Origin of the sequence: Pantoea sp. PSNIH1 (assembly GCF_007680655.1) — a bacterium.
GTDB classification, from domain to species: Bacteria; Pseudomonadota; Gammaproteobacteria; order Enterobacterales; family Enterobacteriaceae; genus Pantoea; species Pantoea eucrina.
In genome coordinates this window covers 1,342,814-1,368,138 of sequence record NZ_VEIP01000001.1, presented here as the reverse complement: position 1 = coordinate 1,368,138, position 25,325 = coordinate 1,342,814, and the positions used below count along the sequence as shown (strand labels likewise).

The following is a 25,325-nucleotide window of genomic DNA, read 5'->3' as shown; positions in this document are numbered from 1 at the left end:
CGTGTGTGCAGGCGGCGCGCATGGTTCAGCGGTTAGTGCAGAATTTTTGCCAGGAACTCTTTCGCGCGCCCGGACTGCGGATTATTAAAGAAGTCATCTTTGCGGGTATCTTCGACAATTTTTCCTTCATCCATAAAGATAACGCGATTAGCCACCTTACGCGCAAAGCCCATTTCGTGCGTCACCACCATCATCGTCATGCCTTCGTTTGCCAGTTCAACCATGACATCCAGCACTTCATTGATCATCTCCGGATCGAGCGCGGAGGTGGGCTCATCAAACAGCATGGCGATCGGGTCCATACAGAGCGCACGGGCGATGGCCACACGCTGTTGCTGGCCTCCTGAAAGCTGCCCCGGAAACTTCTCCGCGTGGGCAGAGAGCCCCACGCGCTTCAGCAGGGCTTGTCCTTTATCTCGCGCCGCCGTTTTATCGCGCTTCAGTACTTTTACCTGCGCCAGCACCAGGTTATCGATAATGCTCAGATGAGGAAACAGCTCAAAGTGCTGAAACACCATGCCGACCTGACTGCGCAGTTTGGCCAGATTAGTCTTTTTATTGTTCACTTCAGTGCCGTTGACCTGAATGCTGCCCTGCTGAACCGGCTCCAGTCCGTTGACGGTTTTAATCAGCGTGGATTTGCCCGAGCCCGAGGGCCCGCAGACCACCACCACTTCTCCTTTTTTTACCTCGGTTGAGCAGTCGGTCAGCACCTGAAAGTGCCCATACCACTTAGAAACATTTTTCAGGCTAATCATTTAAACTGTCCTTTTTCTTTTCAGATAGCTAACCAGCAACGACGCGCTCAGGCTGATCGCGAAATAGACCAGACCGGCAAACAGAACCATTTCTACCTGGGTACCATCGCGCTCGCCAATGGTAGAGGCGGTGCGGAAAAAATCAGCCAGGCTCAGTACATAGACCAGTGAGGTATCCTGGAACAGCACAATGCCCTGAGTAAGCAGCAGCGGCACCATGGCGCGAAACGCCTGCGGCAGAATAATCAGCTTCATTGATTGCCACTGCGTCATGCCGAGCGCCAGTGCGGCATTTGATTGTCCGCGAGAGATGCTCTGGATACCGGCGCGAATAATCTCCGAATAATAAGCAGCCTCAAACAGCGCAAAGGCCACCATGGCAGAGATAAGACGAATATCCGTCTGCGGCGACAGGCCCAGCACCTGCTGCAGAAAACTCGGCACAACCAGATAGAACCACAGCAGTACCATCACCAAAGGGACTGAACGGAACAGGTTGACGTAGAGTTTTGCAAACCAGCGTACCGGGGCAAACGTTGAGAGGCGCATAACGGCCAGAATGGTGCCCCAGATAATGCCGAACACCACCGCGACGGCGGTAATTTTAAGCGTAATCACCATGCCATTAAGCAGGTAGGGCAGGCTGGGCGGAATAGAGCTCCAGTCAAAATCGTACATTATTTCCCTCCCAGGTTGCCGGGCAGGCGAATTTTGCGTTCTACCAGACCCATGACCAGCATAATCACCAGATTGATGCCGACATAGGCGAGCGTAATCGCAGTAAAGGACTCATAGGCGTGCGCCGAGTAGTCGAGCAGCTTGCCCGCCTGGGCAGCCAGGTCGACCAGGCCAATCGTGGAGGCGATGGCGGAGTTCTTGACCAGGTTCAGCATTTCCGAGGTCATCGGCGGCACAATCACCCGGTAGGCGTTAGGCAGCAGCACATAACGATAGGTTTGTGGCAGCGTCAGCCCCATAGCCAGTCCGGCATTTTTCTGTCCGCGCGGCAGCGACTGAATCGCCGCCCGCACCTGCTCGCAGACGCGCGCTGCGGTAAAAAGTCCGAGACAGATCATGGAGGAGAGGAAGAACTGAATGTTTGGATCAAGCTCCGCCTTAAACCACATGCCGAGCTTCTCACCAACCAGTTCCGGCGCCACCAGATACCAGAAGAAAAACTGCACAATCAGCGGGATATTACGAAACAGCTCTACATAGCAGGTGCCAATCGCAGCCAGCAGGCGATTCGGTACGGTACGCAGAATGCCAAACAGCGATCCCACCAGGAAGGCGATAATCCAGGCGCAGCAGGAGACCGCGACGGTCACCTGAAATCCGGACCACAGCCAGCCAAGGTAGGTCGTATTGCCGAACGGAGCCTGCTGTAAAAAGATGCCCCAGTTCCAGTCGATACCCATAACGAGCTCCGGTAAAAAAGGGTAGCCAGGCTACCCATAAGATTGTTGAGCGGTCTCTTTTTTCCTGCCGCAGGGGAACGACCCGCAGCAGTCTGTCTGTCCGTACCGCATGTTCAGCAATCAGGAGGGCAGCCTGGCCGCCCTTGTTATCGTTGTTACGTTACAGCGCCTTGTCGTTAGGTGATTTAAACAGGGCCTGCATATCGGAGGAGAGTTCAAAATTCAGATTGAGGTTTTTTGGCGGAATAGGCTGTTTAAACCATTTATCAAACCATTTGGTCGCTTCACCGGAGGTCTGTGCCTTAGCAATGGTTTCATCCAGCAGTTGTTTGAACTGTGGATCGTCTTTACGCAGCATGCAGCCGTAAGCCTCTTTGGATTGCGCGGTACCCGTAATCTCCCAGTTATCAGGCTTTTTCGCCTTGGCGCGCTCACCGGCCAGCAGGGCATCATCCATCATAAAGGCGACGGCACGTCCGGTTTCCAGCGTGCGGAACGAATCGCCATGATCTTTAGCGCTGATAATGCGCATATCGAGCTTTTTCTCATCATTCAGCTTGCGCAGCAGAATTTCAGAGGTGGTACCGGAGGTGACCACAACCGTTTTGCCTTTCAGATCGGTGAAATCTTTAATGTCACCGCCTTTTTTCACCAGTAAACGGGTGCCGATGATGAAGATGGTGTCAGAGAAGGCCGCCTGCTGCTGACGCTCAACGTTGTTTGTCGTGGAACCACATTCAAAATCGTAAGTGCCGTTCTGCAGCAGAGGAATACGGTTCTGCGAGGTAATTGGCAGCATCTTGATCTGCAGATCGGGTTTATTCAGTTTGGCTTTGATCGCTGCCACAATGGCGCTGGAGTAGTCCTGCGAATAGCCGACGACTTTTTGCTGGTTGTCATAATAAGAAAAGGGAACGGATGACTCACGATGGCCGACGACAATAACGCCGCTGTCGTTAATCTTTTTCAGCGTGCCGGTGAAATCTTCTGCCTGAGCCGCGCCCGCTGCTGCTCCCAACAGCAGAAGTGATAAGGCCACTTTGCGCATTTGCATGTTCCAACTCCTTCGTGTGAATGTCGCGCAGAATAAAACTGCGCAGAGCGTGATGTTATGTCTGTGTCCTGCTGCTTTTTTAATAATCCTTTAGCGCAACTGCGCGCAGGATAGGGGACTAACATAGCGAAATGTTAACGCAATGAAACAAAAAAGTTTGTTTTTTGCGAGCCGCTCCGCACCATTACAAGGCAATGTAGCTGCCTTGCGCTGTTTCAGTGCGCAATCATGCCCGTTAACAGTGCGTGAAATTCACGACAGCAAGCCTGCTGCCGGGATTCGCCGCTGTCGTTATGGTTAACAGCAAGCTTCGTGCCACATTACGCAGCATTGCAGGAGAATGTTTCAGCGGAAAGACAAAAAAAAGCGAAGCCGTGGCTTCGCTTTCAGGGAGACGCGAGCGTCAGACGCGCCGGCGTGCAATGGCGGCGGTGATCGCTGCCAGCGTCAGTAACCAGACCGGCCAGATACCGCTGCGCGCATAGGGCGTTTCGCCTGCAGCAGGCGTTACGCGCGCCTCCAGTACCCGGCGGGTAAACTGCGGGATCATCTTTTCAACGTCGCCGTCGGCGTTGACCACGGCCGTAACGCCATTGTTTGTCGAGCGCAGCAGCGGGCGTCCCAGCTCAAGCGCACGCATGCGCGCCATCTGAAAATGCTGCCACGGACCGATCGAGTGGCCGAACCAGGCATCATTTGAAACCGTCAGCAGGAAGTTGGTATCTGGCCGGAAGTTGGCACGTACCTGTTCGCCCAGAACGATTTCATAGCAGATGGCGCTGGTGAGGTTATAACCCGCCACGTTCAGCTGTGGCTGGATGTAAGCACCGCGGCTGAAAGAGGACATGGGCAGATCGAAGAACGGCGCCAGCGGACGAAGCAGGCTCTCCAGCGGCACAAACTCGCCGAACGGCACCAGGTGATTTTTCTGATAGCGGTTACGGCTCTGGTAGTTATAAGGCTGTTTGCCACCGAGCACGATGACGGAGTTATAGTCGTGATAGCGGTTATCACCCTCAACGCGTGAGTCAACAATGCCGGTGATCAAACTGCTGCCGCGCGCGCGCAGTTCCGCGTCCAGCGCCTGTAAAAAGGGCTGCTGGTTACTTTCAAGATCGGTAATAGCTGATTCAGGCCAGATAATCAGCGGCGCACTGCCGATATAGGGCTGACTGTAGCTGGTATAGACGCGCAGCGTGTCGCGCAGCTGCTGCGGATCCCACTTCATCGATTGCGGGATATTACCCTGTACCATCGCCACGTCCACACTGCGTGCCGGCAGCGGCTGATACCAGTGCAGCATACGCAGCGGCCACGGCAGCAGCAGCAGGGCTGCGGCAACAATCAGGCTTTTCAGACTGCGCTGATGCAGGGCAAAGACCAGCAGGCCGGCAATCATCATCAGCAGGAAGGTAATGGTCTCTACGCCCGCAAGTGGCGCAATACCTTTCAGCGGACCGTCAATCTGGCTGTAGCCAAACTGCAGCCAGGGGAAACCCGTCAGGACCCAGCCGCGCAGAAACTCACTGATTTGCCATAACGCCGGCGCCGCCAGCGCCAGCCGCCATAGAGTAGCACGCGGCCAGAAGCGGTTGAGCACCACGGCAAACAGCAGCGGATAGAGCGCCAGATATGCTGCCAGCAGCAGCACCAGAAAGACGTTTACCGGCCCGGGCATACCGCCAAAGGTAGCGATGCTGACATAGACCCAGTTAATGCCGCTGCCAAACAGGCCAAAGCCCCATGTAAAGCCAAGCGCTGCAGCCTGGGCAGGACGACGGTTTAGCAGTAATACCTGCAAACCCGCCAGGGAGATAAGCGCCGCAGGCCAGAAATCGTAAGGAGAAAAGGCGAGGGTGCCGGTGGCACCCGCTATCAGCGCCAGCAGCAGACGCACCCGCTGGCGGGAAAAAAGAGAGGCAGATGCCATAAAGTTATTCGTCTTCGAGTTGCGGTTGTGGAGAATCTTCCGGAATTTTCACATGCACCTGAATAATACGACGGCTGTCCGCCATAGCGACTTTGAAGTGGTAGCCATCAATAGTGATACTCTCGCCGCGAGCCGGAAGGTGGCCAAAGCCCTGCATAACCAGACCGCCAATCGTATCCACTTCGTCATCGCTGAAATCGGTGCCGAACGCCTCGTTGAAATCTTCAATCGGCGTCAGCGCGCGTAACGTGTAGGTATGGCGATTCAGCTGGCGGATGTCGCGATCTTCTTCGTCGTCATACTCATCTTCGATTTCGCCGACAATCAGCTCCAGAATATCTTCGATGGTCACCAGGCCGGATACGCCACCAAATTCATCAATAACAATCGCCATATGATAGCGCTGCGAGCGGAACTCTTTCAGCATGCGGTCAACGCGCTTGCTTTCCGGCACCACTACCGCAGGACGCAGCACCTTTTCCATACTGAAGGGCTCAGCGCTGCTGCTCATAAACGGCAGCAGATCTTTCGCCATCAGAATGCCTTCAACGTGATCTTTATCTTCGCTGATGACCGGAAAACGGGAGTGCGCAGATTCAATAATCACGGCCAGGCACTCTTCCAGACTCTGATTGCGCTTCAGGGTGATCATCTGTGAGCGTGGGATCATGATATCGCGTACGCGCTGTTCGGCGATGTCGAGCACCCCTTCCAGCATGTCGCGGGTATCCTGGTCAATCAGCTCTTTTTGTTCAGAATCACGGATCAGACCCAGCAGTTCATCACGATTTTTAGGTTCACCGTGAAACAGCTGGCTAAGCAGCAGGGAAAAGAAGCCCTTTTTACTACTGGGGGCGTCGTTGTTTTGAGAATGGTCGTCGCTCATGGCGTTTTAATTACGATCTCGCTGTTAGATAAGGATAGCTGCCCGCGTCCCGCCGGCAGCACAGTAGCCTGAACCCACGGCTCAGGCGTCTTCTTTCTCCGAAATGTACGGGTCAGGATAACCAAGAGCAAGCATTATCTCAGTCTCCAGCGCCTCCATCTCTTCGGCTTCACTGTCTTCAATATGGTCATAGCCCAGCAGATGCAGCGTGCCGTGTACGACCATGTGTGCCCAGTGTGCTTCAGTGCTTTTACCCTGTTCAGCCGCTTCCTGCTCAACCACCTGGCGACAGATAATTAAATCACCCAGCAGCGGCAGCTCAATTCCTGGCGGCGCTTCAAAAGGAAAAGAGAGCACGTTGGTCGGCTTGTCTTTGCCGCGATAAGTCAGGTTTAGCTCGTGACTCTCCGCTTCATCAACCAGGCGAATCGTGACCTCACTTTCTGGCTGAAAGGGGGTAACGGCCGCTTCCAGCCAGCGCTGAAAAGCGGTTTCTTCCGGCAGGCCGTGCGCGTCGGCGCAGGCCTGCTGTAAATCCAGTACTACCGTACTCATGACGGCTCCTGTGGTGGTGTGGAGTGCACAGCCTGTGCGGCCAGCGACTCCCGTTTACGCTCTTCCGCCAGTTTATCACGACGCTTCTGATCCGCCTCTTCCCAGGCTTCATAAGCGTTCACAATACGTGCCACTACCGGATGGCGTACCACATCTTCGCTGTGGAAGAAGTTAAAGCTGATCTCTTCGACGTCAGCCAGCACTTCAATCGCGTGGCGCAGACCCGACTTGGTGCTGCGCGGCAGGTCAATCTGCGTCACGTCACCGGTGATCACCGCTTTGGAGTTAAAGCCGATGCGCGTCAGGAACATCTTCATCTGTTCAATGGTGGTGTTCTGGCTTTCATCAAGGATCACAAACGCATCATTCAGCGTACGACCGCGCATATAGGCGAGCGGTGCGACCTCAATCACGTTGCGCTCCATCAGCTTCTCAACCCGTTCAAAGCCGAGCATCTCAAACAGCGCGTCATAAAGCGGGCGCAGATAGGGATCAACCTTCTGGCTCAGATCGCCAGGCAGAAAGCCCAGTTTTTCACCCGCTTCTACCGCCGGGCGGGTCAGCAGGATACGACGAATCTCCTGGCGCTCCAGCGCATCAACCGCGGCGGCAACCGCAAGATAGGTTTTACCGGTACCCGCCGGGCCGATACCAAAGGTGATATCGTGGTCGAGGATGTTGGCGATGTACTGCGCCTGATTCGGCGTGCGCGGCTTAATCACACCGCGTTTGGTTTTAATGTTTACCGCTTTGCCATACTCCGGCACACTTTCAGCGGTCTGCTCCAGCACCCGGCTCTCTTTAATGGCCAGATGGATGTGATCCGGTTCGATATCCGGAATATGGCCGCGTACCGGGGCAGTATCCACGTACAGCGTACGCAGAATATGCGCGGCGGCCTCCACGCTGAGCGCGCGGCCCACCAGTTTGAAATGGTTGTCGCGGCGGTTGATTTCGATGCCCAGACGGCGTTCCAGCTGCTTCACATTGTCATCAAACGGACCGCACAGGCTCATCAGACGCTGGTTATCGGCGGGTTCCAGGGCGATTTCACGAGTTTCGATATTCAATTGAATCCTTTGGGTCACACAGGGCCAGTTGAAAAGGTGTATGGATGCCGCGCGTGCGCGTCATAAGCGTATGACAAAATTATTTATGGGACAGCACCAGGACGCAAGCGCAGGGAAAGATATTTGGGCGACCGCTGCAGAATGCAAGGGGTGGCGGATGAAACAGGCGGCAGCACGCTGCGTGCTGCCGCACAGTGATTAACTGTCAGGGTTGATACAGGCCGACGCCGGTTTCATCCTCTTTGCGGGTACGGGCAATGACGGCCGCCGGACTCTGCGCCACGCGCAGTCCCATGCGATCTTCAGTGCGTACGACCACGCCGCGCAGTGAGTTGGCATAGACATCGACGATTTCAACATCGACAAATTTGCCAATCATGTTCACCGAGCCTTCAAAGTTTACCACGCGGTTATTTTCAGTACGGCCGGTCAGTTCCATCACATTTTTACGTGATGTACCCTCAACCAGAATACGCTGAACGGTACCCACCATACGGCGGCTGATCGCCATCGCCTGCTGCTGGATACGATCCTGCAGAATATAAAGGCGCTGCTTTTTCTCCTCTTCCGGCACGTCGTCTGGCAGGTCAGCCGCAGGCGTACCCGGACGGGCGGAGTAGATAAAGCTGTAGCTGGTGTCAAAGTTAACGTCGTGGATCAGCTTCATGGTCTGTTCGAAGTCGTGCTGAGTTTCACCCGGGAAACCGATGATAAAATCAGAGCTGATTTCGATATCAGGACGTGCTGCGCGCAGCTTGCGAATAATCGCTTTGTACTCCAGCGCAGTGTGCGCCCGCTTCATCAGCGTCAGAATACGGTCAGCGCCGCTCTGGACCGGCAGATGCAGGAAGCTCACCAGCTCTGGCGTATCACGATAGACATCAATGATGTCATCGGTGAACTCAATCGGATGGCTGGTGGTAAAGCGGATGCGGTCGATACCATCAATGGCGGCGACGAGGCGCAGCAGCTCAGCAAACGTGCAGATCTGGTCATCAAAGGTCGCGCCGCGATAGGCGTTGACGTTCTGACCCAGCAGGTTAACCTCGCGCACACCCTGAGCGGCCAGCTGGGCGATTTCCAGCAGGATATCGTCGCAGGGACGGCTGACTTCTTCGCCGCGGGTATACGGCACCACGCAGAAAGTGCAATATTTATTGCAGCCTTCCATGATGGAGACAAAAGCCGTCGGGCCTTCAGCGCGCGGTTCCGGCAGACGGTCAAATTTTTCAATTTCCGGGAAGCTGACGTCAACTACCGGGCTTTTATTCCCGCGTACCTGATTGATCATTTCCGGCAGGCGATGCAGCGTCTGTGGTCCAAAGACGATATCAACACACTGTGCACGCTGGCGCAGTTTATCGCCTTCCTGCGACGCCACGCAGCCGCCCACGCCGATGATAAGATCGGGATTGGCCGCTTTGAGCTTTTTCCAGCGCCCTAACAGGTGAAAGACTTTCTCCTGCGCTTTCTCACGGATAGAGCAGGTATTAAGCAGCAGAACATCTGCGTCTTCGGCTTCCTCCGTCAGAGTGTAGCCGTGCGTGCTGTTCAGCAGGTCAGCCATCTTGGATGAATCGTACTCATTCATCTGACAGCCCCAGGTTTTGATATGCAGTTTTTTGGTCATTGAACCAGCCATTGAATCTGAGCAGGGAAGTGCAGGGGGCATAGTGTAATGCTTTGGGGGGGATGTGACCAGCGTACCTGTCATACTTCGCGCACCAGCGTGACAGCCAGGCTGCTGCAGGCAGCGCGGACACAAAAAGATGTGGCAGCGGCTCAGCCCCCTTCCGGATGATTTCCGGTACACTTTGTTTATCAGCAAACGCCGTGGGGCGTCAGGGCAACAGGAAAGGTGAGGATTGATGCAGGAGAGACAGTATGACGTGGTCATCGTCGGAGGTGGCATGGTGGGGGCGGCGCTGGCGTGCGGGCTGGCGCAGCAGCAGTTCCGCGTCGCTGTCATTGAGCGTGCAGAACCTGAGCCGTTTGATAGCAGCTGCGAGCCTGATATCCGCATCTCCGCGATTGGTGCTTCTTCAGTTGCGTTACTGCAGCAGCTGGGCGCCTGGGCGCGCGTAGAGACGATGCGCAGTGCGCCCTATCGCAAACTGGAAACCTGGGAGTGGCAGAGCGCGCACGTCACGTTTGATGCAGCATCGCTGGGGCTGCCGGTGCTTGGCTATATGGTAGAAAACCGCGTGTTGCAGCGGGCGCTGTGGGAGCAGATGCAGCAGGATGGCGTCGCGCTGCTGTGCCCGGCAACGCTGCAGGATCTGCAGCCGCATAGCGGCGGCTGGCACATCACCCTGGACCAGGGCGCACCGCTTGATGCCCGGCTGGTGGTTGGCGCGGATGGCGCTAACTCGCGGGTGCGGCAGCTGGCAGGCATTGGCGTGCACGGCTGGAACTATGCGCAATCCTGCATGCTTATCAGTACCGAGTGTGAGCATCCGGCGGGTGATGCTACCTGGCAGCAGTTTACGCCGCAGGGGCCGCGAGCTTTTCTGCCGCTTTTTGACCAGCATGCATCGCTGGTGTGGTATGACGCACCCGCGCGTATCCGTCAACTGCAGGCGCTGCCGCTGAGCCAGCTGGAGAAAGAGGTAAAGCTGAATTTCCCGGCCCGTCTCGGCCGTTTTCAGATAAAGAGCGCGGCGTCGTTTCCGCTGGTCCGGCGTCATGCCACGCGCTACGTCATGCCGGGCCTGGCGCTGGTGGGCGATGCTGCGCATACGATTAATCCGCTGGCGGGGCAGGGCGTTAACCTGGGCTATCGCGACGTGGATGCGCTGATTACCGTGCTGACTGAGGCGCGCAGTCAGGCGCAGACGTGGTCAGGAATGGCGGTGCTGCAGCGCTATCAGCGTGAACGCTATCGCGATAATCTGCTGATGCAGGGTGGCATGGATCTGTTCTATTTTGCGTTCAGCAACTCACTGCCGCCGCTGCGCCTGGCGCGTAATCTGGGGTTGATGGCGGCAGAGCGTGCCGGCGGCCTGAAGCGTCGTGCGCTGCGCTACGCGCTGGGACTCTGACCTCACCCACGCTTACTGCTGGCGCGGCGCGCTGGCAGAAAGCCCTGCCGTTTCAGAACGTCAGAAACAACAAAGCCCGCAAAAGCGGGCCTGTTGTGCAATTTGGCTGGGGTGCAGGGATTCGAACCCCGGAATGCTGGTATCAGAAACCAGTGCCTTACCGCTTGGCGACACCCCAATAGGTGTTTGATCAAATTGTCTTTGTATGGCTGGGGTGCAGGGATTCGAACCCCGGAATGCTGGTATCAGAAACCAGTGCCTTACCGCTTGGCGACACCCCAATTATCTGGTGGCTACGACGGGAATCGAACCTGTGACCCCATCATTATGAGTGATGTGCTCTAACCGACTGAGCTACGTAGCCATAATACTGCTTTACTGCTTTTCCCGATGCTGGCTGGGATACCTGGATTCGAACCAGGGAATGCCGGTATCAAAAACCGGTGCCTTACCGCTTGGCGATATCCCATCTGTTAACGCGTATCCACGAAAACATATCGGATTGGCTGGGGTACCTGGATTCGAACCAGGGAATGCCGGTATCAAAAACCGGTGCCTTACCGCTTGGCGATACCCCATCCGGCTGCCGAAGACTGAAATGGTGCGGGAGGCGAGACTTGAACTCGCACACCTTGCGGCGCCAGAACCTAAATCTGGTGCGTCTACCAATTTCGCCACTCCCGCAAAAAAGATGGTGGCTACGACGGGAATCGAACCTGTGACCCCATCATTATGAGTGATGTGCTCTAACCGACTGAGCTACGTAGCCATCTTTTTTCGCGTTACCTTCAACGGCGTTGCGGGGCGCATTATGCGTATTGAGCTTTGTAGCGTCAACAGTTTTTTTGCCGTTTTTTACCTTGCGGCGCCTGTTTGTCTGGCTTGTAACCAGGCTGGCGCTTTATTCAGCAATTTTCGATCACATCCGCGTCAGTTGCAACTAAAAAGGGACCGCAGCGGGTCCCTTACACTATCCGGCGATGCGCTTATTTGTACGCGGACTGATGTACGCCAACGGCACGGCCGGAAGGATCGTCCATGGATTTGAACGCCTCATCCCACTCAATCGCTTTAGCAGAAGAGCAGGCCACAGAAGGTCCGCCAGGCACGCACTCTGCTGCGCTCGGCAGCGGGAACAGCTCCTCAAAGATTTCGCGATAGAGATACGCTTCTTTTGAGCCAGGCGTGTTGTGCGGGAAGCGGAAATGTGCGGTTGCCAGCTGCTGATCGCTGACCTGCTTCGCCGCCACTTCTTTCAGCGTATCGATCCAGCTGTAACCGACCCCATCAGAAAATTGCTCTTTTTGACGCCACGCCACGCTCTCCGGCAGATACGATGAGAAGCATTCACGCAGAATGTGCTTTTCCATCTTCCCGTTGCTGCCGCACAGTTTATCTTCCGGGTTGATGCGCATTGCCACATCCAGGAATTTTTTATCCAGGAACGGCACGCGTGCCTCTACGCCCCAGGCTGACATCGCTTTGTTCGCACGCGCGCAGTCAAACATATGTAGCGCCAGCAGCTTACGCACGTTCTCCTCATGGAACTCACGGGCGTTTGGTGCTTTATGGAAGTAGAGATAGCCGCCAAATACTTCATCTGCGCCCTCACCAGAAAGCACCATCTTGATACCCATCGCCTTGATTTTGCGTGACATCAGATACATCGGCGTTGAGGCGCGAATCGTGGTGACATCATACGTTTCGATGTGGTAAATCACGTCACGGATCGCGTCCAGGCCTTCCTGTACCGTGAAATGAATTTCGTGGTGTACGGTACCGAGATGATCGGCGACCGCCTGCGCAGCTTTCAGATCGGGTGAACCCTCCAGGCCCACAGCAAACGAGTGCAGCTGTGGCCACCAGGCGTCGCTCTTATCAGCATCTTCCACCCGTTTAGCCGCAAAACGCTTGGTAACGGCCGAAATGATTGAAGAGTCCAGTCCGCCTGAGAGCAGCACGCCGTAAGGGACATCAGACATCAGATGGCTTTTTACTGACTCTTCCAGCGCATGTTTCAGGCCTGCAGCATCGGTGGTGTTCTGCGCAACCGCTGCAAAATCCATCCAGTCGCGCTGCCAGTAACGACGGATCTCACCATCAGTGCTGGAGAGGAAGCTTCCCGGCGGGAATTCTTTAATAGAGCGGCAGACCGGAACCAGCGCTTTCATTTCAGACGCCACGTAAAGGTTACCGTGCTCATCATTGCCCATATAGAGCGGAATGATACCGATATGATCGCGACCAATCAGGTACTGCTGTTTAACGCTGTCCCACAGGATGAAAGCGAACATACCCTGCAGGTCATCAAGGAAATCGACGCCTTTTTCCTGATAGAGCGCCAGAATCACTTCGCAGTCGGAGCCGGTCTGAAACGCATAACGATCGCTCAGCTCAGCGCGCAGCGCCTGATGGTTATAAATTTCGCCGTTCACGGCCAGTACGTGAGTGTGGTCAGCGTTATACAGAGGCTGCGCGCCGTTGTTAACGTCAACGATTGAGAGGCGCTCATGCACCAGGATAGCCTTATCATCTGCAAACACCCCGGACCAGTCCGGGCCGCGGTGACGCATCAGACGGGAAGACTCCAGCGCTTTCTTGCGCAGTTCAACAGGATCGCTTTTCAGATCCAGCACACCAAAAATCGAACACATAACTGACTCCTGATCTCACCCTGTGGCGATGTTATTTTGCATTTGTCCGGCAGCCTGCGCTGCGTGATGTATAAGAAAATGCGCTAATTGATGGTGGTTGCGCAAGCAAAATAACGTTTTTATGATAAATAGAGTGTTGCACAGGTGAATAAATTGAATATACACCAAAATAAAGGCTATTTTTTTAGATGATATCTAATAATTTGCCGATTTAGCTCTTTTTATCATCAGGCGCCAAAAACAGTAACGCCCCGCACACCGGCAGGTGGGCAGGGCGTCAGCAGGTGCACGGCGCCGGTCAGAACAGATCGATATCGGCGACGGAAGGGAAAATCCAGTCGGGGCGGAATGGCATTGCGTCGATATCGCTCAGGGTGGAAACACCAGAGAGCACCAGAATAGTTTCCAGTCCCGCCTGGAAGCCCGCCAGAATATCGGTGCGCAGGTTATCACCCACGATCACTGTCTCTTCAGAGTGCGCATGCATTTTGTTCAGCGCCGCCCGCATAATGTAGGGGCTGGGCTTGCCAACATAAAAAGGCTTACGGCCCGAAATGGTTTCGATACCGGCACAGAGGGCGCCGCAGGCGGGAATAAATCCACGCGCGTGGGTATCCGGATTGGTCGCAATAAAGCGCGCGCCGTTAGCCACAAAAAACGCGGCTTTATGCATCATATCCCAGTTAAACGAGCGGGTTTCACCGACGATAACAAAATCAGGATTGACGTCAGTAATGGTAAAGCCGGCGTTGTAGAGTTCATGAACCAGCGCACCTTCTCCGATCACATACGCTTTTTTCCCCTCCTGACGCCGCAGGAAATCAGCGGTGGCCATGGCTGAGGTATAAAACACCGAGTCAGGAATGTCGACGCCGGCGTTGGAGAAACGGTTGGCCAGATCCTGAGCAGTCTGCGACGGATAGTTAGTCAGCACGACCAGCGGCATGCCTTTTTCCAGGATACGCTGCAGAAATTCATTAGCCCCTTTCACGGCCGTGTTGTCATGCATCAACACGCCATCGATATCACAGATTACGCTTTTAATGGTCATACAAGATCCCGTCAGGCCTGCTCAGGCAGGTTACAATTAATCTTCCAGCAGATGCTGCAGCAGAATGCCATTCAGCATAGCGCGTTTTGCCAGCGCAAACGCCCCAATCGCGGAGCGATGATCCAGCTGTGAGCGCACCACCGGCAGGTTTTTACGAAACTCACGCAGCACCTGCGTATTGATACAGCTCTCGATGGCGGGAAACAACACTTTGTCGGCGTCGGTGATTTCGCCCGCCAGCACCACCTTTTGCGGGTTAAAAAGGTTGATTGCAATGGCAATCGCTTTGCCGAGATAACGCCCCACATACTCAATCACTTCACACGCCAGCGCGTCGCCCTGATTAGCAGCGTGACAGATTTGCGGCATCAGGCAGTTATCCAGCGACAGCGTACTTGGATATCCCTGATTCAGCAGATGGCGTACGCGGTTTTCAATCGCGCCATTTGCGGCGATGGTTTCCAGACAGCCGAAGTTGCCGCAGTGGCAGCGTTCGCCTAACGGATCGACCTGGATATGGCCAATTTCACCCACGTTACCGTTACTGCCGAGAAAAATCTGTCCGTTAGCAATAATGCCGGCACCGGTTCCACGATGCAGCCGCACCAGAATCGAGTCAGCGCAGTCGCGGCTTGCACCGAAGTAGTGCTCAGCCAGCGCCAGACTGCGGATATCATGCCCTACAAAGCTGGTCACGCTGAACCGCTGCTGCAGGCTGGCAACCAGCGGCCAGTGGCTGACGGCAATGTGCGGCATATAGCGGATAATCCCTTTAACCGGATCGACCAGCCCGGGCAGGATTACGGCAATAGCGATCAGCTCATGAATTTTCCGCTGATGCACGTTGATAAACGCGCTGATAGCGTTAAACAGCGCGTTCTCCAGCGTCTCCTGCGTGCGCTCCGGTAGCGGATAATCTTCCTGCGCCAGCGATTTGCCGCTTAGATCAAACAGGGTAAGCGTGGCGTCGTTGCGTCCGAGACGGACGCCGATGGTATGGAAATGACGGGTTTCCGTGATAATGGAGATGGCGCGGCGACCGCCGGTAGAGGCCTGCTGCTCGACCTCTTTGATCAAACCGCGTTCAATCAGCTGACGGGTAATTTTAGTGACACTGGCGGGCGCAAGCTGGCTGAGATCGGCAATCTGAATGCGCGAAATCGGCCCCTGTTGATCGATCAACCGATAAACGGCTGCGCTATTGAGTTGTTTGACAAGATCGACATTTCCTATTTGAGTCTGGCCGCCAGTGGTCATTCAATGCTTACTCGCTGAGGACGCTCTCTCCATTGACGAACGTCTTGATGATTTGATAATCGCGGGTAAAAACAGTGAGGTTGGCGGCTTTTCCTGCTGCTACCGTGCCCAGCTGTTTCTCCACGCCCATGGCTCTTGCCGGATAAAGCGTTGCCATACGTAACGCCTCATCCAGGGCAATGCCGCAATACTCTACGCTGTTCTGCACTGCTTCAATCATTGTCAGTGCTGAACCGCTCAGGGTTCCATGCTCATCCACGCACAGACCATTGCGATAGTATATTGTTTTACCTGCAAAAATGAATTTATCAATCGCAGCACCTGCCGGCGCAGTCGCGTCAGTAACCAGAATCAGCCGTTCGCCTTTGAGACGTTTTGCCATGCGCACGTTAGCGTAATTGACATGTAAGCCATCTGCAATGATGCCGCAGTATACATCAGGCGAATCAAACAGCGCACCGACCAGTCCAGGTTCACGGCCGCTAAAAGGACTCATCGCATTATAAAGATGGGTCGCAAAGGTAATGCCAGCGCTGAAGCCGGCTTTTGCCTCGGCATAGGTCGCATTAGAGTGACCGGCAGAAACGATGATACCGGCTGCGCTGAGCTGACGAATAACCTCGCTGCCTGCCTGTTCAGGCGCCAGCGTGACTTTAGTAATGACATCCGCGTTGGCACAAAGGTAGTCGACCAGTGCGGGATCGGGCTGGCGTATCAGAGCCGGATTGTGCGTTCCTTTTTTCTCCCGGTTGAGCCACGGACCTTCAAGGTGCAAACCCAGCGCCTGATTCTGGCGCGTTGTCAGCCAGGCGCGCATGGTTTCCACCGCCTGCTTCATCAGTTCATCACTGCTGGTAATCAGCGTTGGAAGAAAGCTGGTACAGCCTGACTTTTCATTAGCACGCTGCATTATCTCCAGCGTTTCCATGCTCAGCGCTTCAGGCGAATCGTTGAATTGCACACCGCCGCAGCCGTTGAGCTGCAGGTCGATAAAGCCGGGAGCGATAAACGCGCCGGCCATATCCTGTTGCGGTAGCGCTGCATCCAGCATGGCGCGCGGGCAAACCCGATCAATAATACCGTCCGCGATAACTACCGCGTGATCGTCCAGAATGTCATAGCCGGTAAAAATCCGACCGTTTACTAATGCGTACATTATCTCTCTCCCGGCTGCGCCAGCTGTCAACGACAGCAGGCTTCTACATCGTGCTCTCAGACGCCCTGCATATTTTCCGCTTCAAGCTCGCGGAAATATTTTACCGTTTTAATTTTCAGTTCCATTGTCGCTGGCTCATCACATACCACAACCGCTTTTGGATGCAGCTGCAGACAGCTGATGGTCCACATATGGTTTACGTTGCCTTCTACCGCGGCCTGAAGCGCCAGCGCTTTGACGTGGCCTGTCACCAGGATCATTACCTCTTCGGCATCAAGCAGCGTACCCACGCCAACGGTCAGCGCATATTTAGGGACCTGGCTGACATCGCCATCGAAAAAGCGTGAATTAGCGACACGCGTATCATGCGTCAGCGTTTTTATACGTGTACGCGATGAGAGCGAGGAGGCGGGTTCATTAAACGCAATATGGCCATCATTGCCTACACCACCCATAAACAGGTGGATTTTACCAAACGCACGAATCTTCTCTTCATACTGGCGACATTCTGCGTCAATATCTTCCGCATTGCCATTCAGAAGATTGATGTTTTCTGACGGAATATCAACGTGATCGAAAAAGTTGCGATACATAAAGCTGTGATAGCTTTCCGGGTGCGCTTTCGGCAGACCGACATACTCATCCATATTGAATGTGACAACATGCTTAAAGCTGACCTGGCCCGCTTTGTGCATCTCAATCAGATGCTTGTAAGCTTCCAGCGGCGTGCCGCCCGTAGGCAATCCCAGAACAAAGGGACGCTCAGGGCCTGGGTTAAAGGCGTTAATCCGGTTGACGATATGGCGGGCTGCCCATTTGCCAACCTGAGCAGGTGTAGCCAGCGGAATCAGTCTCATAGTGCACCTCGGTTAAACAGATAAAAAGAATATGCTGTAGCAGCCGTGATCAAGTGTGAATGAGGTTAACGCGTTTATCAGCAGGCTACAGCGAAAAAGAGCGGTTGATATTTTTTATCATAAAATAAGTTTGTGGCAGTGACCAGTATTAAGCGACTTATATTGGCTATTAAGGTGATAAAAGTCACAACTGGAGCGGTTTTAATTTGCGAGGCGAATTAATTTATCTTTACACTGCATCTCGCAGAGAATCGTCTTATCAACACGCCAGGTGCCGGGATAATAAAACCAACCCGTACCAGGGGATACGCCAGTCTCATAGGGGGAGAACAAGGTGAGTATATTAGGCTATTTACAAAAAGTCGGCCGTGCGCTGATGGTGCCAGTGGCCACGCTGCCGGCGGCCGCTATCCTGATGGGGGTAGGCTACTGGATCGATCCCGACAGCTGGGGGGCAGGTAACGCACTGGCGGCACTGCTGATAAAGTCAGGCTCCGCGATTATCGACCATATGTCGGTACTGTTTGCGATTGGTGTCGCGTACGGTATGTCTAAGGATAAAGATGGCGCAGCGGCCCTGACCGGCTTTGTTGGCTTTCTTGTGGTGACCACGCTCTGTTCGCCTGCTGCAGTCGCTATGATCCAGAAAATGCCGCTTGAGCAGGTGCCTGCGGCGTTTGGCAAAATTGAAAACCAGTTTGTCGGTATCATGGTGGGTATCCTTTCGGCGGAGATGTATAACCGCTTCAGCCATGTCGAACTGCCTAAAGCGCTCTCTTTCTTCAGCGGGCGTCGCCTGGTACCGATTCTGGTCTCCTTCCTGATGATTGTCGTGGCGTTTATCCTGATGTACGTCTGGCCGGTGATCTTCGGTGGTCTGGTAAGCTTTGGGGAACATATCCAGAAACTGGGTTCTGTCGGGGCGGGGGTATACGCCTTCTTTAACCGACTGCTGATCCCGGTTGGCCTGCACCACGCGCTCAATTCCGTGTTCTGGTTTGATGTTGCGGGTATTAACGACATTCCAAAATTCCTCGGCGGCGCGCAGTCTATTGCTAACGGCAGCGGCATTCCGGGTATTACGGGTCGCTACCAGGCAGGCTTCTTCCCGATCATGATGTTTGGCCTGCCGGGTGCGGCACTGGCTATCTATCACTGCTCGCGTCCTGAGAATCGGGCAAAAGTGGGCGGCATTATGCTGGCAGCCGCTTTTGCCGCATTCTTTACCGGTATCACTGAGCCGCTGGAATTCTCCTTTATGTTCGTGGCCCCGGTGCTCTATGTGATCCACGCGGTACTCACCGGTATTTCCGTGTTTATTGCGGCCAGCATGCAGTGGATTGCCGGCTTTGGCTTCAGCGCCGGCCTGGTAGATATGGTGCTCTCGTCGCGTAACCCGCTGGCGGTGCACTGGTGGATGCTGATCCCGCAGGGCCTGGTCTTCTTCGTGATCTATTACGTCGTCTTCCGTTTCACTATCCGCAAATTTAATCTGCTGACGCCGGGCCGCGAGCTGGCAGCGGATGATGAAACCGATGGTTATGATGTGAATGTCACGCCTGAAAATAGCGGTGAAACGGCGACTGAATCGCTGGCGCGTCGCTATATTGCTGCCGTCGGCGGCTCTGAAAACCTGACGCATATTGATGCCTGTATCACGCGCCTGCGCCTGAACGTGAAAGATTCCGCACAGGTCAGCGAAGGTGTGGCAAAACGTATCGGCGCTTCAGGCGTTATTCGTCTTAATAAGCAGAGCGTGCAGATTATTGTGGGTACGCAGGCGGAGAGTATCGCTACTGCGATGAAGTCCGTATTGACCAAAGGCCCGGTGGCGGCCGCCAGCGCTGCGCCTGTGGCTAAACCGGTTGTGGCAGCAGCAGCGCCTGCGCCCGCGGCTACACATAAGGCGATTGCCACGCTGCTGGCACCGGTATCAGGTCATGTAGTGGCGCTGGATAAGGTGCCGGATGAAGCGTTCGCCAGCAAAGCGGTAGGTGATGGCCTGGCCATTCAGCCGTCGGATAGCCGCGTGGTGGCACCGATTGCCGGTACCATAGTGAAAATCTTCAATACCAATCACGCCTTCTGTCTGGAAACAGAGAGCGGCGTTGAGATAGTGGTGCATATGGGGCTGGACACCGTTGCGCTGGCAGGGCGCGGTTTTACCCGGCTGGTGGAAGAGGGCGCGACCGTTACCGCTGGCGAGCCGATCCTGGAGATGGATCTGGACTATCTGAACGCTCACGCGCGCTCGATGATCAGTCCGGTGGTGGTCAGCAACAGCGACGACTTCGCAGGTCTTACGCTGCTGGCAACCGGCACGGTCGTTGCCGGCGAAACGCCGCTCTATGAGGTGAAAAACTAACCCCGGGCGTCTAACCGATAAGGCAGGAAGCGATTCCTGCCTTTTTTGTTTTAAAAGCGCCAACAAACGGTTGTTTCCCTTCAGCGCTTTGTGGATCATACTCCGTTACTTCGAGGTAAAATCACCCGTTATTGTTTGAGGATTTTGAGATGAGTGAGGCTGAAGCCCGCCCAACGAACTTTATTCGTCAGATCATCGACGAAGATTTGGCGAGCGGTAAGCACAGTAGTGTGCATACCCGTTTCCCGCCAGAGCCCAATGGTTATCTGCATATTGGCCATGCAAAATCGATCTGCCTGAACTTTGGAATCGCACAGGATTATCAGGGGGAATGCAATCTGCGTTTCGATGATACCAATCCGGTTAAAGAGGATATGGAGTTCGTCGAGTCGATCAAAAATGATGTGCAATGGCTGGGCTTTGAGTGGAGCGGCAACATTCGTTACTCATCCGACTATTTTGATCAGCTGTTTAATTATGCTGTCGAGCTGATCAACAAAGGACTGGCGTACGTTGACGAACTGTCACCCGAGCAGATCCGCGAGTATCGCGGCACGCTGACGGCGCCGGGCAAAAACAGCCCGTATCGCGATCGCAGCGTCGAAGAGAACCTGGCGCTGTTCCGGAAAATGCGCGATGGTGGCTTTGAAGAGGGTAAGGCGTGCCTGCGTGCCAAAATCGATATGGCTTCCAGCTTTATTGTGATGCGCGATCCGGTGCTCTACCGCATTAAGTTTGCCGAGCACCATCAGACCGGTAACAAGTGGTGCATCTATCCGATGTACGATTTCACGCACTGCATCTCCGATGCGCTGGAAGGGATCACGCATTCGCTCTGTACGCTGGAGTTTCAGGATAACCGTCGCCTGTATGACTGGGTGCTGGATAACATCACGATTCCGGTGCATCCGCGGCAGTATGAATTTTCGCGCCTGAATCTGGAATATGCAGTGATGTCGAAGCGCAAGCTGACGCAGCTGGTGAGCGAGAAGCGGGTTGAAGGCTGGGACGATCCGCGCATGCTGACCGTTTCAGGCCTGCGCCGTCGTGGTTACAGCGCGGCATCAATTCGTGAGTTCTGCCGCCGCATCGGTATCACCAAACAGGACAATATCGTTGAGATGGCTTCGCTGGAGTCATGCATTCGTGACGACCTCAACGAAAATGCGCCGCGTGCTATGGCCGTGCTCGACCCGCTTAAAGTCGTGATTGAAAACCTGCCTGCCGGGCATGATGAGATCATCACCATGCCAAACCATCCTAACCGGCCGGAGATGGGAACGCGCGACGTGCCTTTCAGCCGCGAAGTGTGGATCGATCGCGCAGATTTCCGTGAAGAAGCTAACAAGCAGTATAAGCGTCTGGTACTGGGTAAAGAAGTGCGCCTGCGTAACGCTTATGTGATTCGCGCTGAGCGCGTGGCAAAAGATGAGGCGGGCAACATCACCTGCATCTATGCAACCTGCGATGTGGATACGCTGAGCAAAGACCCGGCTGATGGCCGCAAAGTAAAAGGGGTGATCCACTGGGTCTCCGCAATTCATGCGCTGCCCGCTGAGTTCCGCCTCTACGATCGTCTGTTCAGCGTGCCTAACCCGGGCGCGGCAGAGGATTTCCTCGCGACCCTGAATCCGGACTCGCTGCAGATTAAGCAGGGCTTTGTGGAGCCAGGACTGCGCGAAGCGGCAGCAACTTCGCCATATCAGTTTGAGCGTGAAGGCTACTTCTGCGCGGACAGCGTCTACTCGCAGCCATCAGCGCTGGTATTTAACCGCACGGTAGGCCTGCGTGATACCTGGGCGAAGATCGGCAGCGAATAATAACCGCTTCCGGCATCATAAAATTATATAAGGGCGAGCATTCGCCCTTTTTTATTATCCTCTTTTGCTCCCCGGCAACCATTTATTCTGCGTTAAATAAAATCGAGCTGGTATGCGGGTTTACGACTTGTCTGACTTTAAAAAAATTAACGCATTTGACCGTGTTAAATCCTTTTTTTCAGGTAGGCTATGCGCACTCCGGACTTGGTCTGTGGCTAGCAAAAAGGGAAAAATAATGACAAGCCTCGCTCAGGAAGCCAAACATAGCGTTGTGGTTTTACATCAGCTCATTGAACGTATTTTTAATCATGCGGATGTCAGCAACGATACCATGGGACTGCTGCTGTCGCATTTCCATCCTGATTTCCGGATGGTTACGCCACAGGGCAGACAGCTGAATCTGAATGACGTTGAAGATCTGTTTCGCCGCCTGTGCGGACAGCGTGAAGGAATGCGCATCGCGACCAGCGAACATGCAATCATTTCTGAGCAGCAAAAAGAGGTCACCATTCAGTATCGCGAACTGCAGATACTGAACGGCGAGAGCCACAGCCGTATTTCGCTGGCGGTGCTGGACTGCACAACGGAAAATCCGCGCTGGCGCTATCTGCAGGAGACACTGGTCGCCTGAACTGCAGCAACAAAAAAACCGGTGCCTGCACCGGTTTTTTTATTTTGCAGCGTAGCTGACGTTATTTATCGTTATGCAGCGTTTCATCTTCCCGGCAGTCACCCACTTCGCAGTGACCATACAGATAGAGGCTATGGTTAGTAAGCTTAATGCCGTGGCGGGTCGCGATTTCGCGCTGGCGCGTTTCGATCGACTCATCGCTGAACTCAATCACTTTACCGCAGTCCAGGCAGATAAGATGATCGTGATGCTGCTGCTGCGTTAATTCAAAAACGGACTTGCCGCCTTCGAAGTTATGACGGGTTACAATGCCCGCGTCGTCAAACTGGTTCAGAACGCGATATACCGTGGCCAGACCAATCTCTTCGCCCATATCGATCAGGCGTTTGTACAAATCTTCCGCACTGACGTGATGGCACTGGGGTTCCTGAAGCACTTCCAGAATCTTTAATCTGGGCAGCGTGACTTTCAGGCCAGCCTTTTTCAATGCGGAATTGTTGTCAGTCATGCGGATATTGTCCTGTTACTTTGCTAGTCATTTGCGGCTTAACAGCCTTGAATGTGTGGTTAACGCGCATTCTCATTTGCGTCTCATTATAGAACCGGGGCAGGCGAATAGAAACCAGGCAAATGCTAAAGAAATCACCAGAGGCGGGAGTAACGCTCTTGCTGTCGCCGGCGGGATTATACAGTGCTGGGTTCTCAGTTCACTCAGCCTCAGCCTGCTGACAGAGGAATAAGCCGTTAACCGTTGCGGGTATTCTACAGAATTGCAGGGAAAAGTTAAAAAAGCGTAGCTATTATTTTTATAGGCAATTCCGTTACCCGATGTTAACCGTGCCTGCATCGGGTAACGGCAACACATTATGCCTCAATAATTTCTTTAAGCTGCAGCTCATCAAAAATCTGCTTCACCCAGCCTTCGACGCGCGCATTCGTCAGCTCTGGCTGACGATCTTCATCGATGGCGAGCCCGAGGAAATGCTTCTCATCGGCCAGACCTTTAGAGGCTTCAAAGTGGTAACCTTCAACAGGCCAGTGGCCCACGATGATTGCGCCATTTGGCTCAATAATGTCGCGAATCGTACCCAGCGCATCGCAGAAGTACTCGGCATAATCTTCCTGGTCGCCACAGCCAAACAGCGCAACCAGCTTGCCATTAAAGTCAATCTCTTCCAGCGTCGGGAAAAAGTCATCCCAGTCGCACTGCGCCTCACCATAATACCAGGTAGGAATACCCAGCAGCAGAATATCAAACGCTTCCAGATCTTCTTTCGTGCTCTTAGCAATGTCATGCACTTCGGCGACATCTTTACCCAGTTGTTTCTGGATCATCTTTGCAATGTTTTCAGTGTTGCCGGTATCGCTGCCGAAGAAAATGCCTACGATTGCCATGGGTTAGGTAGCCTCTTAAATCCTGAATGTGAGAGTAAGTCAACAGACTATACAGATAAGCGAATGATAGCAGACCCTGAAAAAGCGCGGAACGCGCAAAGCGCAGAGTTTGTGTTCCAGTGTGCGGTCTGCATAAATTATATGAGTTTGAGCTGCGTCAGCAGCATCTGCTCAATCAGCTCGCTGCGGCTGATATTTTGCTGCTCAGCCAGCGTATTGAGCGCGTCAACCGCTTCGCCGGACATTTTGAGCTCCACGCGCCGTAGCCCACGAACCTTATCGCGTTTAAGCTGATTGCGCTTATTAATGCGCAGCTGCTCATCACGCGACAGCGGGCTGGTTTTCGGGCGGCCCGGTCGTCGCTCGTCTGCAAAGAGATCAAGCGTGGTACGGTCTGTCTGTTCTTTTGCCATGATTTGCGAAACTGAGTGGGCGCGAACGGCGCCGCGCGATTAAACACATTATCGGCCAGCCACAGTGTCTGACCACCGTGGCAAAATTTTAGCGCGACATCATACTCCAGCGTCAGACGTGACGCCAATCTTAAACATAGCGCAGTAAGCTTTTGCTTTCAGAGCGTAAAAAAGCGCCGCACGGCACGTAACACGGCATCAGGCTTCTCTGCATGCACCCAGTGCCCGGCACCGGCAATGACCTGCGCCCGCGCCTCAGGAAACTGGGCCAGCAGCGCGGCCCGATAGTGATTATCCAGATAAGGAGAGTCGCCGCCGCGAATAAACAGCGCCGGATGAGCCGAGGCGGGAATAGGTTCCCAGCCCGATATCGTCGCGTAGTTATCCCATAATACCGGCACGTTGAACCGCCATTCTCCTTCAGCAAAGGACTTCAGGATAAACTGAATGATCCCCTCTTCAGGGATAAACTGTCGCATCACCGCTGCGGCTTCACTGCGGCGCGTCACGCCGGCTGCGGATACCGCGCGAATCGCCGCAAAGATCTCATCGTGCCGGCGCGTCTGATAGTCAACGGGAGCGATATCAATCAGCACCAGCTTGCCAACGCGTTCAGGCGCCAGCGCACTCAGTGCCATAGCGATTTTGCCCCCCATCGAGTGGCCAATCACATCAACCTGCGTGATCTGCTGCGCATCCAGTGTATCAACCATATCCTGCGCCATTGCAGCATAGCTCATGCTGTTGCTGCGCGCCGATAAACCGTGGTTGCGCACATCCACCTGCAGCGTAGTACGCGCATCGGCTACGCCACGCGCCAGCCCGCCAAGGTTATCCAGGCTGCCGAACAGGCCATGGATAAGCAAAACCGGTGCGCTGTGAGAATCAGATTGTGCAGTTTGCAGACGGGCATTCAAAATCATGGCTAAAGTTCTTACAGTTGAGAGCGTGGGTTAGGGTATCATGATTCTACCTGTCCGGGTGGCGGTCGCCAGGTATTAGGGCATATTCTGA

Annotated in this window: 22 protein-coding genes and 7 tRNA genes; 4 read left to right on the top strand and 25 right to left on the bottom strand. The window is 54.4% G+C overall.

Going from position 1 to position 25,325, the window contains the following annotated elements:
• Positions 1-32: 32 nt before the first annotated feature.
• The 9 genes from FS690_RS06405 to miaB all read right to left on the bottom strand — a co-directional run bounded on the left by FS690_RS06405 (position 33) and on the right by miaB (position 9,301).
• On the bottom strand, positions 33-758 hold the full coding sequence (locus tag FS690_RS06405; RefSeq protein WP_039383149.1) for an amino acid ABC transporter ATP-binding protein: 726 nt from the start codon (positions 756-758) through the stop codon (positions 33-35).
• Positions 759-1,436, bottom strand: a complete 678-nt coding sequence (gene gltK, locus FS690_RS06400) for a glutamate/aspartate ABC transporter permease GltK (RefSeq protein WP_039383151.1) — start codon at positions 1,434-1,436, stop codon at positions 759-761.
• Complete coding sequence (locus FS690_RS06395) at positions 1,436-2,176, bottom strand: amino acid ABC transporter permease (protein ID WP_039383152.1); 741 nt, start codon at positions 2,174-2,176, stop codon at positions 1,436-1,438. Before FS690_RS06395 ends, gltK begins: the two co-directional genes overlap by 1 nt.
• Before the next feature lie 160 nt (positions 2,177-2,336).
• Entirely contained in the window at positions 2,337-3,230 is an 894-nt protein-coding gene (locus FS690_RS06390; RefSeq protein WP_104084662.1) for a glutamate/aspartate ABC transporter substrate-binding protein, read from the bottom strand.
• Positions 3,231-3,633: 403 nt separating this feature from the next.
• The gene (lnt, locus tag FS690_RS06385) at positions 3,634-5,160 is read right to left on the bottom strand and encodes an apolipoprotein N-acyltransferase (protein ID WP_039383154.1); all 1,527 of its coding nucleotides are present in this window, start codon (positions 5,158-5,160) and stop codon (positions 3,634-3,636) included.
• 4 nt (positions 5,161-5,164) lie between these two features.
• Positions 5,165-6,046, bottom strand: a complete 882-nt coding sequence (gene corC, locus FS690_RS06380; RefSeq protein ID WP_039383156.1) for a CNNM family magnesium/cobalt transport protein CorC — start codon at positions 6,044-6,046, stop codon at positions 5,165-5,167.
• Positions 6,047-6,127: 81 nt separating this feature from the next.
• Complete coding sequence (gene ybeY, locus FS690_RS06375) at positions 6,128-6,601, bottom strand: rRNA maturation RNase YbeY (protein WP_071668982.1); 474 nt, start codon at positions 6,599-6,601, stop codon at positions 6,128-6,130.
• The gene (locus FS690_RS06370) at positions 6,598-7,671 is read right to left on the bottom strand and encodes a PhoH family protein (protein ID WP_094111648.1); all 1,074 of its coding nucleotides are present in this window, start codon (positions 7,669-7,671) and stop codon (positions 6,598-6,600) included. The genes ybeY and FS690_RS06370 overlap by 4 nt, the downstream gene beginning before the upstream one ends.
• Before the next feature lie 205 nt (positions 7,672-7,876).
• Positions 7,877-9,301, bottom strand: a complete 1,425-nt coding sequence (gene miaB / locus FS690_RS06365; RefSeq protein WP_071668984.1) for a tRNA (N6-isopentenyl adenosine(37)-C2)-methylthiotransferase MiaB — start codon at positions 9,299-9,301, stop codon at positions 7,877-7,879.
• 238 nt (positions 9,302-9,539) lie between these two features.
• Here miaB and ubiF point away from each other — a divergent pair, with 238 nt between their 5' ends.
• On the top strand, positions 9,540-10,712 hold the full coding sequence (ubiF, locus tag FS690_RS06360; protein WP_039383164.1) for a 3-demethoxyubiquinol 3-hydroxylase: 1,173 nt from the start codon (positions 9,540-9,542) through the stop codon (positions 10,710-10,712).
• Between the two features lie 103 nt (positions 10,713-10,815).
• On the opposite strand, the gene FS690_RS06355 is transcribed toward ubiF, so the two are convergent.
• The 12 genes from FS690_RS06355 to nagB form a co-directional block, all read right to left on the bottom strand.
• Positions 10,816-10,890: transfer RNA gene (locus FS690_RS06355), tRNA-Gln, on the bottom strand.
• 28 nt (positions 10,891-10,918) lie between these two features.
• Positions 10,919-10,993: transfer RNA gene (locus tag FS690_RS06350), tRNA-Gln, on the bottom strand.
• 6 nt (positions 10,994-10,999) lie between these two features.
• Positions 11,000-11,076: transfer RNA gene (locus FS690_RS06345), tRNA-Met, on the bottom strand.
• Positions 11,077-11,106: 30 nt separating this feature from the next.
• Positions 11,107-11,181, bottom strand: a tRNA-Gln gene (locus tag FS690_RS06340).
• A gap of 34 nt (positions 11,182-11,215) precedes the next feature.
• A tRNA-Gln gene (locus tag FS690_RS06335) sits at positions 11,216-11,290 on the bottom strand.
• A 21-nt stretch (positions 11,291-11,311) separates the two neighbouring features.
• Positions 11,312-11,396 (bottom strand) — tRNA-Leu (locus FS690_RS06330).
• Between the two features lie 8 nt (positions 11,397-11,404).
• Positions 11,405-11,481 (bottom strand) — tRNA-Met (locus FS690_RS06325).
• A gap of 217 nt (positions 11,482-11,698) precedes the next feature.
• Positions 11,699-13,366: an asparagine synthase B gene (gene asnB / locus FS690_RS06320; protein WP_039383166.1), complete on the bottom strand. Its 1,668-nt coding sequence runs from the start codon at positions 13,364-13,366 to the stop codon at positions 11,699-11,701.
• Positions 13,367-13,664: 298 nt separating this feature from the next.
• Positions 13,665-14,417 carry an HAD-IIA family hydrolase gene (locus tag FS690_RS06315; protein WP_039383168.1) on the bottom strand — a complete coding sequence of 251 codons (753 nt, stop codon included), beginning with the start codon at positions 14,415-14,417 and terminating at the stop codon, positions 13,665-13,667.
• 36 nt (positions 14,418-14,453) lie between these two features.
• Entirely contained in the window at positions 14,454-15,674 is a 1,221-nt protein-coding gene (locus FS690_RS06310; protein ID WP_039383170.1) for an N-acetylglucosamine repressor, read from the bottom strand.
• Positions 15,675-15,681: 7 nt separating this feature from the next.
• Positions 15,682-16,830 carry an N-acetylglucosamine-6-phosphate deacetylase gene (gene nagA, locus FS690_RS06305; RefSeq protein WP_104084663.1) on the bottom strand — a complete coding sequence of 383 codons (1,149 nt, stop codon included), beginning with the start codon at positions 16,828-16,830 and terminating at the stop codon, positions 15,682-15,684.
• 56 nt (positions 16,831-16,886) lie between these two features.
• Positions 16,887-17,687, bottom strand: a complete 801-nt coding sequence (nagB, locus tag FS690_RS06300) for a glucosamine-6-phosphate deaminase (protein WP_071668986.1) — start codon at positions 17,685-17,687, stop codon at positions 16,887-16,889.
• Between the two features lie 340 nt (positions 17,688-18,027).
• Between nagB and nagE the strand changes: the two genes are divergently transcribed.
• The 3 genes from nagE (at position 18,028) to FS690_RS06285 (ending at position 22,503) form a co-directional block, all read left to right on the top strand.
• Positions 18,028-20,052: an N-acetylglucosamine-specific PTS transporter subunit IIBC gene (gene nagE, locus FS690_RS06295; protein ID WP_145339344.1), complete on the top strand. Its 2,025-nt coding sequence runs from the start codon at positions 18,028-18,030 to the stop codon at positions 20,050-20,052.
• A 149-nt stretch (positions 20,053-20,201) separates the two neighbouring features.
• Positions 20,202-21,872 carry a glutamine--tRNA ligase gene (gene glnS, locus FS690_RS06290; RefSeq protein ID WP_039383178.1) on the top strand — a complete coding sequence of 557 codons (1,671 nt, stop codon included), beginning with the start codon at positions 20,202-20,204 and terminating at the stop codon, positions 21,870-21,872.
• 235 nt (positions 21,873-22,107) lie between these two features.
• Complete coding sequence (locus FS690_RS06285) at positions 22,108-22,503, top strand: hypothetical protein (protein WP_039383180.1); 396 nt, start codon at positions 22,108-22,110, stop codon at positions 22,501-22,503.
• A 61-nt stretch (positions 22,504-22,564) separates the two neighbouring features.
• Here the strand turns inward: FS690_RS06285 and fur are convergent, their stop codons facing one another.
• The 4 genes from fur to ybfF all read right to left on the bottom strand — a co-directional run bounded on the left by fur (position 22,565) and on the right by ybfF (position 25,234).
• Positions 22,565-23,011 carry a ferric iron uptake transcriptional regulator gene (fur, locus tag FS690_RS06280; protein ID WP_039383181.1) on the bottom strand — a complete coding sequence of 149 codons (447 nt, stop codon included), beginning with the start codon at positions 23,009-23,011 and terminating at the stop codon, positions 22,565-22,567.
• Positions 23,012-23,367: 356 nt separating this feature from the next.
• Positions 23,368-23,898 carry a flavodoxin FldA gene (gene fldA / locus FS690_RS06275; RefSeq protein ID WP_039383182.1) on the bottom strand — a complete coding sequence of 177 codons (531 nt, stop codon included), beginning with the start codon at positions 23,896-23,898 and terminating at the stop codon, positions 23,368-23,370.
• Between the two features lie 137 nt (positions 23,899-24,035).
• The gene (ybfE, locus tag FS690_RS06270) at positions 24,036-24,311 is read right to left on the bottom strand and encodes a LexA regulated protein (protein WP_039383184.1); all 276 of its coding nucleotides are present in this window, start codon (positions 24,309-24,311) and stop codon (positions 24,036-24,038) included.
• 158 nt (positions 24,312-24,469) lie between these two features.
• Positions 24,470-25,234, bottom strand: coding sequence for an esterase (gene ybfF, locus FS690_RS06265; RefSeq protein WP_039383185.1), 765 nt, complete (start codon positions 25,232-25,234; stop codon positions 24,470-24,472).
• Positions 25,235-25,325: the final 91 nt, after the last annotated feature.

Coding starts and splice junctions, on each gene's coding strand:
- FS690_RS06405 (WP_039383149.1), bottom strand. CDS start 758: ATGATTAGCCTGAAAAATGTTTCTAAGTGGTATGGGCACTTTCAGGTG.
- gltK (WP_039383151.1), bottom strand. CDS start 1,436: ATGTACGATTTTGACTGGAGCTCTATTCCGCCCAGCCTGCCCTACCTG.
- FS690_RS06395 (WP_039383152.1), bottom strand. CDS start 2,176: ATGGGTATCGACTGGAACTGGGGCATCTTTTTACAGCAGGCTCCGTTC.
- FS690_RS06390 (WP_104084662.1), bottom strand. CDS start 3,230: ATGCAAATGCGCAAAGTGGCCTTATCACTTCTGCTGTTGGGAGCAGCA.
- lnt (WP_039383154.1), bottom strand. CDS start 5,160: ATGGCATCTGCCTCTCTTTTTTCCCGCCAGCGGGTGCGTCTGCTGCTG.
- corC (WP_039383156.1), bottom strand. CDS start 6,046: ATGAGCGACGACCATTCTCAAAACAACGACGCCCCCAGTAGTAAAAAG.
- ybeY (WP_071668982.1), bottom strand. CDS start 6,601: ATGAGTACGGTAGTACTGGATTTACAGCAGGCCTGCGCCGACGCGCAC.
- miaB (WP_071668984.1), bottom strand. CDS start 9,301: ATGACCAAAAAACTGCATATCAAAACCTGGGGCTGTCAGATGAATGAG.
- ubiF (WP_039383164.1), top strand. CDS start 9,540: ATGCAGGAGAGACAGTATGACGTGGTCATCGTCGGAGGTGGCATGGTG.
- asnB (WP_039383166.1), bottom strand. CDS start 13,366: ATGTGTTCGATTTTTGGTGTGCTGGATCTGAAAAGCGATCCTGTTGAA.
- FS690_RS06315 (WP_039383168.1), bottom strand. CDS start 14,417: ATGACCATTAAAAGCGTAATCTGTGATATCGATGGCGTGTTGATGCAT.
- FS690_RS06310 (WP_039383170.1), bottom strand. CDS start 15,674: ATGACCACTGGCGGCCAGACTCAAATAGGAAATGTCGATCTTGTCAAA.
- nagA (WP_104084663.1), bottom strand. CDS start 16,830: ATGTACGCATTAGTAAACGGTCGGATTTTTACCGGCTATGACATTCTG.
- nagB (WP_071668986.1), bottom strand. CDS start 17,687: ATGAGACTGATTCCGCTGGCTACACCTGCTCAGGTTGGCAAATGGGCA.
- glnS (WP_039383178.1), top strand. CDS start 20,202: ATGAGTGAGGCTGAAGCCCGCCCAACGAACTTTATTCGTCAGATCATC.
- FS690_RS06285 (WP_039383180.1), top strand. CDS start 22,108: ATGACAAGCCTCGCTCAGGAAGCCAAACATAGCGTTGTGGTTTTACAT.
- fur (WP_039383181.1), bottom strand. CDS start 23,011: ATGACTGACAACAATTCCGCATTGAAAAAGGCTGGCCTGAAAGTCACG.
- fldA (WP_039383182.1), bottom strand. CDS start 23,898: ATGGCAATCGTAGGCATTTTCTTCGGCAGCGATACCGGCAACACTGAA.
- ybfE (WP_039383184.1), bottom strand. CDS start 24,311: ATGGCAAAAGAACAGACAGACCGTACCACGCTTGATCTCTTTGCAGAC.
- ybfF (WP_039383185.1), bottom strand. CDS start 25,234: ATGATTTTGAATGCCCGTCTGCAAACTGCACAATCTGATTCTCACAGC.